General features: G+C 54.7%; 14 protein-coding genes. 8 read left to right on the top strand and 6 right to left on the bottom strand.

Annotated elements, in window-relative coordinates; genetic code table 11:
* Positions 1–56 precede the first annotated feature (56 nt).
* The 4 genes from proB to rplU form a co-directional block, all read right to left on the bottom strand.
* On the bottom strand, positions 57–1,178 hold the full coding sequence (proB, locus tag KOI40_RS12635; protein WP_216097888.1) for a glutamate 5-kinase: 1,122 nt from the start codon (positions 1,176–1,178) through the stop codon (positions 57–59).
* 25 nt (positions 1,179–1,203) lie between these two features.
* The gene (gene cgtA / locus KOI40_RS12630; protein ID WP_216097887.1) at positions 1,204–2,397 is read right to left on the bottom strand and encodes an Obg family GTPase CgtA; all 1,194 of its coding nucleotides are present in this window, start codon (positions 2,395–2,397) and stop codon (positions 1,204–1,206) included.
* A gap of 218 nt (positions 2,398–2,615) precedes the next feature.
* Positions 2,616–2,873: a 50S ribosomal protein L27 gene (gene rpmA / locus KOI40_RS12625; RefSeq protein ID WP_216097886.1), complete on the bottom strand. Its 258-nt coding sequence runs from the start codon at positions 2,871–2,873 to the stop codon at positions 2,616–2,618.
* Positions 2,874–2,928: 55 nt separating this feature from the next.
* A complete protein-coding gene (rplU, locus tag KOI40_RS12620) occupies positions 2,929–3,240 on the bottom strand; it encodes a 50S ribosomal protein L21 (protein ID WP_216097885.1) in 312 nt (103 codons plus the stop codon).
* Between the two features lie 342 nt (positions 3,241–3,582).
* On the opposite strand from rplU, the gene KOI40_RS12615 reads away from it, so the two are divergent.
* From KOI40_RS12615 to KOI40_RS12580, 8 genes are all read left to right on the top strand, one after another.
* Positions 3,583–4,557 (top strand): polyprenyl synthetase family protein, encoded by a 975-nt coding sequence (locus KOI40_RS12615; RefSeq protein ID WP_216097884.1) that lies wholly within the window; start codon positions 3,583–3,585, stop codon positions 4,555–4,557.
* Positions 4,558–4,839: 282 nt separating this feature from the next.
* Positions 4,840–6,489 carry a glucose-6-phosphate isomerase gene (gene pgi, locus KOI40_RS12610; RefSeq protein WP_216097883.1) on the top strand — a complete coding sequence of 550 codons (1,650 nt, stop codon included), beginning with the start codon at positions 4,840–4,842 and terminating at the stop codon, positions 6,487–6,489.
* Positions 6,490–6,659: 170 nt separating this feature from the next.
* A complete protein-coding gene (gene dinG / locus KOI40_RS12605; protein WP_216097882.1) occupies positions 6,660–8,786 on the top strand; it encodes an ATP-dependent DNA helicase DinG in 2,127 nt (708 codons plus the stop codon).
* Between the two features lie 26 nt (positions 8,787–8,812).
* Positions 8,813–9,130 carry a YqcC family protein gene (locus KOI40_RS12600; protein WP_216097881.1) on the top strand — a complete coding sequence of 106 codons (318 nt, stop codon included), beginning with the start codon at positions 8,813–8,815 and terminating at the stop codon, positions 9,128–9,130.
* A gap of 146 nt (positions 9,131–9,276) precedes the next feature.
* On the top strand, positions 9,277–9,984 hold the full coding sequence (locus KOI40_RS12595) for a paraquat-inducible protein A (protein WP_216097880.1): 708 nt from the start codon (positions 9,277–9,279) through the stop codon (positions 9,982–9,984).
* Positions 9,981–10,706 carry a paraquat-inducible protein A gene (locus tag KOI40_RS12590; protein WP_216097879.1) on the top strand — a complete coding sequence of 242 codons (726 nt, stop codon included), beginning with the start codon at positions 9,981–9,983 and terminating at the stop codon, positions 10,704–10,706. Before KOI40_RS12595 ends, KOI40_RS12590 begins: the two co-directional genes overlap by 4 nt.
* Complete coding sequence (gene pqiB, locus KOI40_RS12585) at positions 10,703–12,241, top strand: intermembrane transport protein PqiB (RefSeq protein WP_216097878.1); 1,539 nt, start codon at positions 10,703–10,705, stop codon at positions 12,239–12,241. The genes KOI40_RS12590 and pqiB overlap by 4 nt, the downstream gene beginning before the upstream one ends.
* Positions 12,238–12,873, top strand: coding sequence for a PqiC family protein (locus KOI40_RS12580; RefSeq protein WP_216097877.1), 636 nt, complete (start codon positions 12,238–12,240; stop codon positions 12,871–12,873). Before pqiB ends, KOI40_RS12580 begins: the two co-directional genes overlap by 4 nt.
* 120 nt (positions 12,874–12,993) lie before the next feature.
* Here the strand turns inward: KOI40_RS12580 and speB are convergent, their stop codons facing one another.
* Together speB and KOI40_RS12570 are read right to left on the bottom strand one after the other, a co-directional pair.
* Positions 12,994–13,923: an agmatinase gene (gene speB / locus KOI40_RS12575; protein WP_369413184.1), complete on the bottom strand. Its 930-nt coding sequence runs from the start codon at positions 13,921–13,923 to the stop codon at positions 12,994–12,996.
* 243 nt (positions 13,924–14,166) lie between these two features.
* Positions 14,167–14,535 carry a DUF6122 family protein gene (locus KOI40_RS12570; RefSeq protein WP_216097876.1) on the bottom strand — a complete coding sequence of 123 codons (369 nt, stop codon included), beginning with the start codon at positions 14,533–14,535 and terminating at the stop codon, positions 14,167–14,169.
* Positions 14,536–14,545: the final 10 nt, after the last annotated feature.

The raw sequence follows: 14,545 nt of genomic DNA, 5'->3' as shown, positions 1-14,545 counted from the left end.
ATAAAACAAAGGAAGAGTACCGAAAAGCACTACATCAAAATCAAACAACACCCACATCAAAGAACAACCAGATTGTCCCGATGGATCAGCTCCGGCTCGTCCACATAACCCAGACGGGATTCGATTTCCTCGCTGGGACGTCCAATAATACGTCGGGACTCCTGCACACTGTAATTCACCAGCCCGCGGGCAACTTCGCTACCCTCAGAATCCACACAGGACACCATATCACCGCGATTGAAATCGCCTTCTGCACTGCGTACACCCACCGGCAACAGGCTTTTACCCTGCTGCTTCAGAACACGCACAGCACCGTCATCCAGCACCAGACATCCCCTGACCTGCAACTGGCCCGCCAGCCAGCGCTTGCGGGCAGCCTGCGGACGCTGATCGGCCGTCAACAGGGTGCCCAGAGATTCACCCGCTCGCAGCCGGGTGACAACATTCTCGATACGCCCGCCGACAATGACCGTATGCGCCCCAGAGCGCGCTGCCAGACGAGCCGCACGCACCTTGGTAATCATGCCGCCACGACCCAGCTTGCCGCCATCACCCGCCTTGGCATCCAGGGTGACATCGTTTGCATCCGTCTCACCGATCAGTTGAGCATCCGGGTTTGAGCGGGGATCCGCCGTATACATGCCATCCTGATCCGTCAGTATCACCAGGACATCCGCCACCACCAGATTGGCCACCAGAGCCCCCAGGGTGTCGTTATCGCCAAACCGAATCTCATCCGTAACAACCGTATCGTTTTCATTGACGATCGGAATAATTCCAAGTCCCGTCAATGCTCGCAAGGTTGAGCGGGCATTGAGATAGCGCTGACGATTGGATAAATCATCATGATCCAGCAGCACCTGCGCGGTATTGAGACCGTATTTCTGAAATTCCTGCTCGTAAGTCTGCACCAGACGGGTCTGACCCACAGCGGCTGCAGCCTGCAGCTCATGAATGGCATCCGGTCGCTCGCTCCAACCCAAATGCGTCATCCCGGCTGCCACAGCACCAGAAGACACCAACACCAACTCAACGCCGGACTTTTGCAATTGGGCCAGCTGTTCAACCCAGCCCGCTATGGCCGGCGCATCCAGACCCTGACCATTGTTGGTCAATAACGCACTGCCAATTTTGACCACCCAGCGCTGGGCCGTGGGCAATTGTTCTCGAATACTCATCCTGACTGTTTCCTGCCCTCAAGCCTTAAGGCACATACTCAAAATCGACATCGTAATCGTCGTCATCAAAATCATCATCGTCTTTGGCAGCCTGACGCTGCGCCCGATGGCGTGCCCGCAACTCTTCAATACGCTCGCGAGCCTCGTCCTGCATGGCTTCCTGCATGGCGAACTCTGCTTCTGCCAGCTCCGGATCGGCCTTTTCAGCCTCCCAGCGCTCTTCCAGATAATCCAGAACCTGACCACACAACTCCTGAGTTCCCTGCTTGTTGATGGCAGAGATACGGAACACCGGCCCTTCCCAGCCCAGCTGATCGATCACGTCCTGACAGCGAGCCTCAACCTCATCCGGCGGCAACAAGTCCACCTTGTTCAGCAACAACCAGCGGTCACGCTTGGCCAGTGTCGGCGAAAACTCACCCAGCTCATCAATAATCGCCTGGGCATTACCGGCAGGACTGGAGCCATCAAACGGGGACATATCCACCAAATGCAGCAACACGCGACAGCGGGTCAAATGCTTGAGAAAACGAATTCCCAACCCTGCACCCTCGGCCGCCCCTTCAATAACACCGGGAATATCTGCCACCACAAAGCTGCGATGGGACTGAACCTTGACCACACCCAGGTTAGGCACCAGCGTGGTAAACGGATAATCCGCCACTTTTGGCTTGGCAGACGATACCGCCCGAATGAATGTGCTCTTGCCGGCATTGGGCAAGCCCAGCAGCCCTACGTCTGCCAGCACTTTCAATTCCAGCTTTAAATTTCGCTCTTCGCCTGGCTGACCCGGCTTGGTTTGCCGCGGAGCGCGATTCACCGAGGATTTGAAACGCGCATTGCCGATGCCGTGGAATCCTCCGCGAGCCACCATCAACCGCTGACCTGCTTCAGTCAAATCACCCAGCTTTTCTTCAGTGTCCGTATCCAGCACCGTGGTTCCCACAGGCACCTTCAGAATCAGGTCAGCGCCTTTTGCGCCGGTACAGTTGGCACCGCGTCCGGACTGACCGTGCTCGGCGCGATACTTGGGCTGATAACGATAATCCACCAGGGTATTCAGCTCACTATCCGCTTCCAGATAGACACTGCCGCCATCGCCGCCGTCACCACCGTCCGGGCCACCCTTGGCTACAAACTTTTCCCGCCAGAAGCTCATGCAGCCGTTGCCACCATTACCCGCGGCCACATAAATTGGCGCTTCATCAACAAATTTCATGAGACTTCTCCGGTACTCGACTGGGATACACCCAGTATACAGCCAATATGAGATGACATTCGCGCCACCCACCCCGAAAGCCCGCACCTCACGGTACCCGCCTTCGGAATAAAAAATTCACGTTTTCAAAACGCAAAAGCCCCATCATGGATGACGGGGCTTTTGTTAAGGCAGGAGGCTACACCCCCAAACCCGTTAGTCAGAATGATTGCTGCGACTTACGCGGCAACGATGCTGACAAACTTACGGTTTTTGTCGCCTTTCACTTCAAACTTCACAACGCCATCGGCTTTTGCGAACAGAGTGTGGTCTTTACCAATGCCAACATTCTCACCGGCGTGGAACTTGGTTCCGCGCTGACGTACCAGAATGTTACCAGCGATAACGGCTTGTCCACCGAAACGCTTTACACCGAGTCGCTTACTCTCTGAGTCGCGACCGTTACGAGTACTACCACCAGCTTTTTTGTGAGCCATGAGTCAAACTCCTTCAATGAATGCTATGAGTTAATATAAAACGCTATTAACCCGATTAACCTTTGATACCCGTGATTTTCACCTCGGTGTACCACTGACGGTGACCTTGGCGCTTCATGGAGTGCTTACGACGACGGAACTTGATGATTTTCACTTTCTCGCCGCGACCGTGGCTAACCACTTCGGCAGTTACTTTAGCGCCATCAACAACCGGAGCTCCGATTTTGATGTCTTCACCATTGGCAACCAGCAGAACTTCGTCGAAGTCGATGGTTTCACCAGTAGCTACTTCAATTTTTTCCAGTTTCAGGGTTTCGCCTTCCACTACGCGGTGTTGCTTGCCACCACTTTTAAATACTGCGTACATTTACATGCTCCAATTAGACATTGGACGACACGAAGCAGCGCCAGACACCTGGTTCGCTTTAAAGGGAGAGCTTGCGTCGTATACCTAACTCAGTTCAATATTTCTGCTCTTTGCATCCAACCCGAGTCCATATAGCACCCAAATTAAAGACAGCAAGCGGCAGGGGCGCAGATTCTACGGCAAACGGGGATCCGCCGCAAGCCTGATAACCACTGCCACAGAGCAATTTAATGGCACCGGTTTTGGCAGCCGGCGTCTGCCCCGTCTCTTGACAGCTTTCCGCCACGCCCATAGCATGCCCGTTTACGCTCCCCATTGTGCTTTTCTGGATATTAACCCCCCATGCTGCCTTTTCATAAAGCTGTTGAAGGTGATTTCAGCGCCGTCAATCAACTGATTATTGACCAATTACACTCCAACGTTGATCTGGTAGAGAACATTGGCCACTACCTCGTGGAAGCCGGCGGCAAGCGTTTGCGCCCCCTTTTGGTGCTTTTAACCGCCAATGCGCTGGGCTACACCGAAAAAGAGGGCAATACCAGGCACCTGGATCTGGCAGCGATCATCGAGTTTATTCACACTGCCACCCTGCTTCACGACGATGTCGTCGACATCTCCGACATGCGCCGCGGCCGCCTGACCGCCAACGCAAAATGGGGCAACGCCCCCAGCGTGCTGGTGGGTGACTTCCTCTATTCCCGCGCGTTTCAAATGATGGTGGCCATCGGCAATATGGACATCATGCAAATTTTGTCCGATACCACCAATACCATTTCTGAAGGCGAAGTGCAGCAACTGGTGAACGCCAAAGACCCCAGTGTCAGCGAAGAAAACTACCTGGAAGTGATCTACAAAAAGACCGGCGCCCTGTTTGAAGCCGCCTGTGAAGTCGGCGCCGTGCTGTCCGACGCCAGCGACGAGCAACGGCATGCCCTGAAGCGTTACGGCTACCATCTTGGGCTGGCCTTTCAACTGGTCGATGACGCTCTGGATTACGAAGGCGACGCCGAGGCACTGGGCAAAAATGTCGGCGACGATCTGGCAGAGGGCAAACCCACACTGCCCCTGATTTACGCCATGCGTGAAGGCTCAGAAGAACAGGCCGAACTCATCGCCAACGCCATCCGCGAAGGCGGCATTGAGCAACTGGACGAGATCGTTGCCATCGTCAACTCTACCGGCGCCCTCAAGTACACCGCGGACAGCGCCCGCCAGCAGGCAGATCTGGCCATTGCCCAGCTTTCTCACCTGCCAGAAAGCCGCTTCAAACAGGCCATGAGCCAACTGGCGGATTTCTCGGTCGGACGGGATCATTAACCTCAGTGGGCGGCCAGCTCCGCCCCTCTGCGACAAAAAGTAAGCCCCACACCCTACTCTCGCCGGATGAGAGCATTTTCGCGCATGATACTTGCTTGGGATTACATTCGGGCTGAGCACAGAACCTTGATCGCAACCAACTCGACAAGCCTGCCGACCAGCCCGCCACAATAAAACGCCCCTGATTTTCCAGAGACCCTGCAGTTTGAACCGTCCACTGCACAACTGGCTACTGCGGGGCTATCATTGACCTACAATCTTTTTTTGAGGCAAAGTCATTTCATGGAAGCTACTGACGCTCGCGCCACCTTGTCACAGCACCTCCCCCACTGGGAAACCCTCCTGGCACACAAACAAGCCTGGAACAGTGACCTGAACGAGCTGTTCCAGCTGGATCCCCACAGAGCGGAGCACTACTCACTGCAGGTAGGGCCCTTGTTTCTGGACTATTCCAAGAACCATCTGAACGAAACCACCATCAAGCATTTGCTGGCACTGGCTGACGATTGCCAACTGCCGCAGGCCATTGAGAAACTGCTCACTGGACAACACGTCAACAACACCGAAGATCGCCCAGCCTGGCACAGCGCCCTGCGACAGCAACCGGGTTCCGCCCTTCCTCAGGCCTCGGTGCAGGATGAAATCCGCGCAGCCAAGGACAAAATGTGTTCGTTTGTCACCAGGCTCCACGAAGGCCAATGGCAGGGACACTCCGGCCAGACCATCACCGACGTGGTTAACATCGGCATTGGCGGCTCAGATCTGGGGCCACGCATGGCCTGCAAGGCGCTGTCGGACTTCCATTTGCCTCAGATTAACGTCCATTTTGTCGCCAACATTGATGGCGCCGAAATACACCACACGCTGAAGAAACTGAAGCCCGAAACCACGCTGTTTATTGTGGCATCAAAGTCTTTCACCACTTTGGAAACCCTGGAAAACGCCAAAGCCGCGCGGCAATGGATCATCAGCAGCGGTTGCAGCATTGATCATCTGAAGCATCACTTTGTCGGCATCAGCACCAACCTGAAAAACGCCATCGAATTCGGCATTGATGAAGAAAACATCTTCCCCATGTGGGATTGGGTGGGCGGCCGCTATTCCCTCTGGTCAGCTATCGGCCTGCCCATTGCCATTGCCGTCGGCTGGCAGGCTTTTGAGGAATTGCTCGAAGGCGCATCCAGCATGGATGAGCACTTTGCCACCGCAGACCTGAAACACAACATGCCCGTCATCCTGGCATTTATCACTTTCTGGTACAGCCAGTGTTGGGGAGCCAAAAGTCAGGCGGCACTGCCCTACTGCCACCAGCTGCAACGCTTCCCGGATTTTTTGCAGCAACTGGACATGGAAAGCCTCGGCAAATCCGTCAATATCGACGGCGAGGCCGTGGATTACCCTACGGGTATTGCCATCTGGGGTACGGAAGAAAGCAACGGCCAGCACTCTTTTCACCAACTGTTCCATCAGGGCACGCAAATGATTCCTGTGGATTTCATCACCAGCCTGAGGCCCAATCATCCTTACACCGGACAACACCAGCAGCTGCTCGCCTGCTGTCTGAGCCAGAGTCAGGCCCTGCTGGAAGGCAAGTCACTGGCCCGGGCCAAACAGGAGCTGATGGATAGCGGCAAGTCCAAAGCCGAAGCAGAGCAGCTCGCCCCTCACAAAGTCATCCCGGGCAATCGCCCCAGCAACACACTGGTCCTCGATCAGCTCACACCCCGCTCACTGGGCAGCCTGATCGCCCTGTACGAACACAAAGTTTATGCGCTCAGTGTCCTGCTCAACATCAACGCTTTTGACCAGTGGGGGGTCGAACTGGGCAAACAGCTGGGCACCACCATTGCCGGCGCATTGCACAGCGGTAAACTGCCGGAAGACTGGGACAGCTCAACCCGTGCGCTGGCAAAACGCATTCTGGATCGCTGAACCCTCTTTCGCACCCACACCACAGGGGCAGAGCCATGCCTGCCCCCATCTCCTCACCTCGGACAGTGCCTTTATGCCTGCCAACAATCTCAACCGTATTTCTCATACCCTCGAAGTCCATAACACAGTAGAATTGCCGTCTTTGCCGGAAATTCTGACACCCCAAATCCATGCTCACTCCCGAACTGAAAAAAACCATCCAGACTGCCTACACCGAGTTTCTCAATAACAAGGAACTCAAGGCCCGCTATGGTCAGAAACTGATGATTGCCGAAATCGCCAAAACCCTCGGCAACATTCATCTGGATGACGAGAACGTCCGGGACAACGAGGGCCACATCTGTGTTGTGGAAGCGGGAACCGGTACTGGCAAGACAGTCGCTTACCTGCTGGCGACCCTGCCCATTGCCAAGGCCCTGGGCAAAAAGGTCATTGTCTCCACCGCCACCGTGGCACTGCAGGAACAGATCGTGAACAAGGACATCCCTGAAGTCCTGCGACACAGCGGCCTGAATTTCAAAGTGTCACTGGCGAAGGGACGCGGACGCTATCTGTGCCTGTCCAAGCTGGATGCCCTGCTGAATAACGTCGATATGGCCAGCAATCCCACTCAAGCGCTGTACGAAGACGAACTGCCGCAGATGGGCGAACAGAGTGTTCAGATCTATCAATCCATGATGGACGCCATGGCCGCCAATAAGTGGAACGGCGACCGCGACGAATGGAAAGACGGTGTGCAGGACGAGGACTGGCAAAGGGTCACCACCGACCACCGTCAGTGCACCGGCCGCCGCTGCGCGAATGTGTCCGCCTGCAGTTTTATGAAGGCGCGGGATAACCTCGGCAGTGTGGACTGCATCGTTACCAATCACGACCTGGTGCTGGCGGATCTGGCCCTTGGCGGTGGAGCCATCCTGCCCGCGCCGGAAGACGCCATCTATGTGTTCGACGAAGGGCACCACCTGCCAGACAAAGCCCTCAATCACTTTGCTCAGCACAGCCGTCTGATCAGCACCAGCAAATGGCTGGAACAGAGCCAGAAGCCGGTAGCCAACCTGCTGGCCCAAGTCAGTGGCGCAGGTAATGTAGACCGCTTTGGGGAACAGCTGCCGGCCGCCATGCTGGATGCCAAACAGGAACTGGATAAAGTCATCCCCATGTTCCAGTCACTGGCCGACACCATTGATCCCAACGATCACACGCCCCGCCACCGCTTTGAGGGAGGCCTTATCCATCCCGAAATGCAGATGGCCTGTGTCGACATCAAACGTTCTTTCGACCGTCTCGCCGAACTGCTGGGCAAGATGGCCAATGAAATCAACGAGGCCATGGAAGACGCCCACTGTCCGGTCCCCAAAGTGGATCTGGAAAATGCCTTCCCCACCGTCGGAATCTGGCAGTCCCGCGCGGAGGCCAACAAAGATCTCTGGGCCAGCTACGCCTCGCCGGACCCTCAAGGCTCAGTGCCCAAGGCCCGCTGGTTCACGCTGGTCGAACAGGGTGGCAACCTGGATTTTGAAGTCTGCTCCAGCCCGATTCTCGCTTCGCGCACCCTCGAATACGGCCTCTGGAATCAGTGCTGCGGAGCGGTCGTCACCTCAGCCACACTCACAGCCCTCGGACACTTCGGTCGCTTTCAGATGCGAGCCGGCACACCACAGGACAGTCAGTACCACGTGGTGCCCAGCCCGTTCGACTTTACCAAGGCCGGAGTCTTGCGCGTGCCCTCTCAGGCCTCAGATGCCAGCAATGCCAGTGCCCACACGCTTTCCATTGTTGATTCACTGCCGGAAATTCTGGACATCAACGAGGGCAGTCTGGTGCTGTTTTCCTCCCGCCGGCAAATGCTGGATGTCTACGACGCCCTGCCCGGCGACTGGCAAGACATCATTCTGGTACAGGGTGACCGCTCCAAGCAGGCATTGATCGATGAACACAAACAGCGCATCGACAGCGGCGAAGGCAGCGTTATCTTTGGTCTTGCCAGCTTTGCAGAGGGTGTGGATCTGCCCGGCGATTACTGCCGCCACGTGGTGATCGCCAAGATACCTTTTTCCGTTCCCGACGATCCTGTCGAGGCCTCTCTTGCGGAATGGATTGAAACCCGCGGCGGCAACCCGTTTATGGAAATCAGCGTGCCGGATGCAGCCATCAAACTGGTACAGGCCTGCGGCCGACTGCTGCGGACAGAAAGCGACACAGGCACCATCACACTGCTGGACCGGCGCGTGGTGACTAGGCGTTATGGCACCGCTATTTTAAATTCCCTGCCGCCGTTCAGCCGGGATCTGTCCTGAGCGCGGCACCTCAGTCTGAGAACCCCATGAGAACCCAATTGCTACAGGCCCTGGCCGATATAGAACACGAACTCAAGATTCTCGATGAATGGGACAGCACGCCGCCCTCCGCTGAAGCCCTGGCCAGCACCCAGCCATTTTGTATCGACACACTGAGACTGCCTCAGTGGCTGCAATTTATTTTCCTGCCTCGCCTGCATATGATGATTATTCACGAGCAGCCGCTGCCGAAAAAATGCGGTATTGCACCCATCGCTGAAGAGTATTTCCGACACACCTCCCAAAACGGCCAGGCATTGATCAACTTACTTACCCATATTGATGAACTTTTGAGTCATTCCTGACTCAGAGACACCTGTATTGCATACTAGGGCACCGGGAAAAGCCTGTGTTCGCCCTCTGGTAAGGTAAAAGCTATACTTCGGGCAGAACTGTCCCTACGTTTACATCAAATCTCTCAATAACCACTCAACCACAATCAAAGAGCCAGATGCAGTTCATCGCCACGCCTCACAACCATAAAGCAGAGCTGATTGGTTGCCCATCCTGCGATGGCCTGACCCGAGTTCCGGTATTACAGCCGGGCGACACGGCCTATTGCTCCGAGTGTGGACTACCACTCAGCCAATGCCTGCCCAATAGCCTCGATAAGGTTATTGCCTATGCCATCACCGCGTTCGTGCTGTTGATCGCCGCCAACCTGCTGCCTTTTTTGTCGCTGCGAGCTGCCGGAGCCGAAAACGTCATCACCCTGCCCAGCACGTCGATCTCACTGCTCCACGACGGCATGCCGATTCTGGCTCTGCTGGTTTGTTCCTTCATTCTCCTTTTGCCCATGACGCAATTGGTGCTGGTACTGATGCTGTATATTCCGTTAAAACTCGCCAAACCCGCGCCCTGGTTGATTTCCTCCGGACGACTGGTTTTTACTCTCCAGAGCTGGTGCATGGTGGACGTGTTTCTGATTGCTCTGGTGGTCAGTCTGGTCAAGCTCATGACCATGGCTTCCATTGGTCTCGGCATCGCCTTCTGGGCCTACGTTGCCTTTGCCATCTGTTTTACCCTGATGCAGTCCGCCATGGACAGACTGGAATGCTGGAGAGCCATTGAGACGCTGACCAGTACCGAATCCGATACTGTGCAGCAGAGCGGCATCAAGCATGACCACACAGACTCCGCAGGCGATAGAGCCTCATGAGCCACGCTTCCGCCATATCGCAGGAAAAAGCCGCCTGCCATACCTGTTACAAGGTCAGTCCCATTGAAATGACCCACTGCCCCCGCTGCCACTCATCTCTGCACCCTCGCAAAAGAAGCAGTATTCAACGCACACTGGCGCTGTTGATCACAGCCAGCGTGCTGTACATACCCGCAAACATCTACCCCATCATGATCACCAGCTATGTCGGGCAATCTGAACCCAGCACCATTTTGGGAGGCATCATGACTCTCATCGATATGGGTGCCTACCCCGTCGCGACGATTATTTTTCTGGCCAGTGTGATTGTGCCTCTGGCCAAATTACTCGCCTTTTTTTACCTGTGCTGGGCGGTGAGCACCATTGATGCTCAGGGGTTGTGTGATGCCTCCAACCTGAAAAGGCAAACACAACTGTTCCGCATCGCCGAATTTATGGGGAAGTGGTCCATGGTGGATGTTTTCGTGGTGTCCATTCTGGTGGCCCTGGTGCAAATTCAGGGATTAATGACCGTGGAACCCGGTATCGCCGGGGTCTCTTTTTGCGCGGTGGTGATCATCACTATGATTGCAGCCGAAAGCTTTGACTCCCGTCTGATCTGGGATCAAAGACAACCGCCCAACACAGCAAACCCCTTACCTCCTGCGGATCACGGCACCGGCAGTGAACCCCGCCACAATACAGACAACGCCCATGACACACCCCCTCGGAGAACTACATGAGTGAAACCCAAGCAAACGTTCACCGCAGACATGGAATATCCAAAATCTGGATAATCCCTCTGGTGGCACTGGGGCTGGGCCTATGGATGCTGTTTTACAACTACACGCACCAAGGACCCAGTTTTCAGATTCACTTTGATAATGCCGACGATCTTGTCGCCGGGAAAACCAAAATCAAACTTCTGAGCGTCGACATTGGTGTGGTGAACTCCATTGAGCTCGCCTCCGACGTCTCAGGCGTGATCGTCAATGCCTCGCTGGAAAAGCAATACTCGAATCTGTTGAAACAAGACACCCAGTTTTGGGTAGAGCGGGCCCGTGTTGGCGCCAGTGGCGTGAGCGGATTGAATACCCTGCTGTCCGGTGCTTACATCAAAGTGCTGCCGGGCAGCAGCAACAAGGAAGAACGCTCTTTCACTGGACTGGAGACCCCGCCCCTGACCGATGTCAACGCCCCCGGCGTCCGACTGGTACTGGAAAGCAAAAACACTTCATCGATCAGTACCGGCGATGCCGTAGTGTTTAATGGGTACCAGGTTGGTGGCGTGGAGAGCATGAAGCTCGACGAAAAAAGTCAAACCATCAAGTACGACATTTTTATCAAAGCCCCCTTTCATCACCTGGTGACAGAAAACGTGCGCTTCTGGGATATCAGCGGTGTTTCCATGAAAGCGTCCGCCCGAGGCTTCGATGTCAGTTTGGGCTCACTGGATACCCTGCTGACCGGCGGTTTGGCCTTCAGTTTGCCTCCCCACTTACAACCCGGCGAACCGGTGAAAGACAACACCCTTTTCCGGCTCTACGACTCCAAAGAAAAAACCCTGGAACGACATTACAGACAAAAACTCTATTACGTTGCCTCATTTAGACAGCCCATCGGAGGCCTGTCCCCCGGCGCTCCTGTCACCTACCGAGGTATTCCCGTGGGGCAAGTGGAAAAAGTTCTGCTCAAAGAAATGTCCGCCCGCAGCTCTCACGACAGTGGTGAGCCCATTCCAGTATTATTTTATGTCGAACCCGCACGCCTCGGCATGGAAGATCGCCCTGAGTCTGCGGAAGAACTCAAAAGCACCATGCAGTCGAGTGTGAAAAATGGTCTTCGGGCTTCTCTTAAAACCGGCAATTTGATTACCGGAAACCAACTCATTGATCTGGATTTTTACCCCAACGATCCAGACGTCGATGTTGAAGATTTCAATCAATACCGCCAGATTCCCACCATTGCTGGTGGCATCGCCCAGTTGCAGGATTCTCTGACGCAACTGCTGAACAAATTCAATCAACTGCCACTGGAACAAACCGTGGGCAATGCCAACCACGCCCTCAACCAACTCGATCAGACCCTGTTAAGAGTTGACACCCTCCTGGGTTCTCCGCAAATGCAATCCCTGCCAGAGAAAGTGAATTCCAGCCTGATCGAACTGGATACCACCCTAAAAAACATTCAGGACCTGTCCAATTCACTCAACAATTCGGCTCAATTGCTGCCCGTCGCTGAGCATGAAGACTTACTTCCCGAGGCCAAAAAAGAATGAACCGTTCACTGCCTGCATCCACTTTTCGCGCGTGTGCTCTGGTTTTGTCCTGCTGCCTGTTGAGCGCCTGTTTCGGCGGAGCCAAACCTCAAGCAACTCAGTACTATTTGCTGCGTACCGAATCGTCCACGTTCACCAACGACAGCTCGGCCGCCAAAGTAACACCCAGACAACTGGCTCCGATTCATCTGGCTTCCGTTCAGGTCGCGCCCTATTTAAACCAGAGCGGACTGATCATGGAAACCGACAATCAGCGTATCGTTGCTGCTCGCTACCATCAATGGTCGGAACCGCTGAACAACAGCATACCGCGCTTTTTAAGCCGCTCTATCTCAGATCTCTATGGTGCCGAGATCACCGGCCCCGCACTCTCATTGTCCAACGCCCACACGACAATCGACATACACATTGAGCAACTCCACGGGCAGGAAAACGGCGATGTCATACTGGAAGCCTCCTGGTCGCTCCGCCCATCTGTGCTCCCCAGCGGTCGCTCAACCACACCGCAAGTGTTTGCTTTTAACGATACGCTGCCGTTGGCCGAAGACGGCTATGACGCATTGGTTGCCGCAGAAAAACAACTGCTGACCAATCTGGCCAGCGCCATCGCGCAAAGCCTCCCGGCGCAATGACCACAACCAGCCATTGCAGAAAAGTGTAGGAATGATAAACAAAAAAGCCCCGCCAACGATCGATTGGCAGGGCTTTTTGATTTAAAGGCATACCCGTTTAGAGCGGGCGACGTTTCCGCATCACGCCTTGTCCGGTTTCCTGCTGGCCAATAGATACAACATATCCAGAACCAACGTCGCCGCAGCCAATGACGTGACATCAGCATGATCGTAAGCGGGAGAAACCTCCATTAAATCCATGCCAACGATATTCAGTTGTCCAAGGCCGCGGATAATTTGCAATGCTCGATCACTGGTCAGCCCCCCCGCCACTGGCGTACCGGTTCCCGGTGCAAAGGCAGGATCAAGACAGTCAATATCAAAACTCAGATACACCGGACGGTCACCTATGACCGAATTGATGCGCTCAACAACCTGATCGACGCTGTGATTATTGACCCAGCTGCCGTCCAGCACCGTCATGCTGTGGGTGTCGTAATCGTACTCGGTGCGGATTCCCACCTGCACGCTGTGCTCGGGATCGTAGAGTCCCTCTTTGTCGGCGTGGTAAAACATGGCGCCATGATTGTACTTGGCGTCAGTGGCTTCAGTGTCGGTGTGGGCATCGAAATGCAACAGTGCCACCTTGCCATGAGTCTGATTGACCGCTCGTAATAACGGCAGAGAAATGAAGTGATCTCCACCCAATGTCATCAGGGTTTTGCCGGCCGAAATAATGCGATGGGCATGGGCTTGCACCAGAGACAACATCTCTTCGCTGTTGCCTTCCTGATAATCAATATCACCGTAATCCTGAACGTTCAATCGGTCACCCAGCACAAACCGCCAGGGAAAACGCTTTTCTTCCCAGCGCAGCTGAGCCGAAGCCTGACGAATGGCCGTGGGACCATAGCGGGTTCCGGAACGACCGGTGGTGGCCAGGTCATAGGGCACCCCCATCACCACGGCATCCAATTCATCGCAAAGTTCACGGGACAATGGCAGTCCCATATAGGTAAAGATATTACTGAAAGTATTGCTTTCAGCTCCAAATAGGTTTGAAGTTGGCACGAACGTCTCCTCAAATTGCCGTCAAATAGGGCAGCGCGAGCCTAACAGTCAGAGAAAATACTGAAGGTAAAACCCGAGAACCCCCGTCAAACAGGAATGCACAAGGAAGTGCTCTCGCCACAGGCCCTGTACCTGCAACGGACGTCAGAGTTTTACGTCGTGATGTTTGCGACCCGCCAAGACTATCACAGGGTCAAATTTAAGAAAATACAGGGCCGCCACTGCTGAAACAGCCCGCTCAGCCTAAGACTGATACCAGACTCCATTGGTGACCTGGCAATCGATGGAATCGAGCACCATGTGGATGATGAGCCCCAGACCAATCCATCGCAAATTGCGCAAAATGGCATTCACATAGGGGTTTGAAACATGTGCCCACCGCCCGACTGGTAGAACACAGAGCACCCCATACAGCACAATCGCGAACCACTGATGCAGCGGATGAAAACCGATGCTACAGCGATTGGGGTCATAAATTGGGGACGCCAGCAGGTGATCCAGATCGACCAGCATGGTGGCCATCAGGATCAACCATATCTTGAGCCACTCCTTGCGTGAGAAGGTCAACGCAATCAGCAGCGGAACCACGGCATGCAATACCAAATGCAACATTGATCAGTAA

The sequence above is a fragment of the Pseudomaricurvus albidus genome, from assembly GCF_018863235.1.
Taxonomy (GTDB): Bacteria; Pseudomonadota; Gammaproteobacteria; order Pseudomonadales; family Cellvibrionaceae; genus Pseudomaricurvus; species Pseudomaricurvus albidus.
The sequence above is the reverse complement of the archived record's forward strand: the minus strand, read 5'-3'. Positions and strand labels throughout refer to the sequence as shown.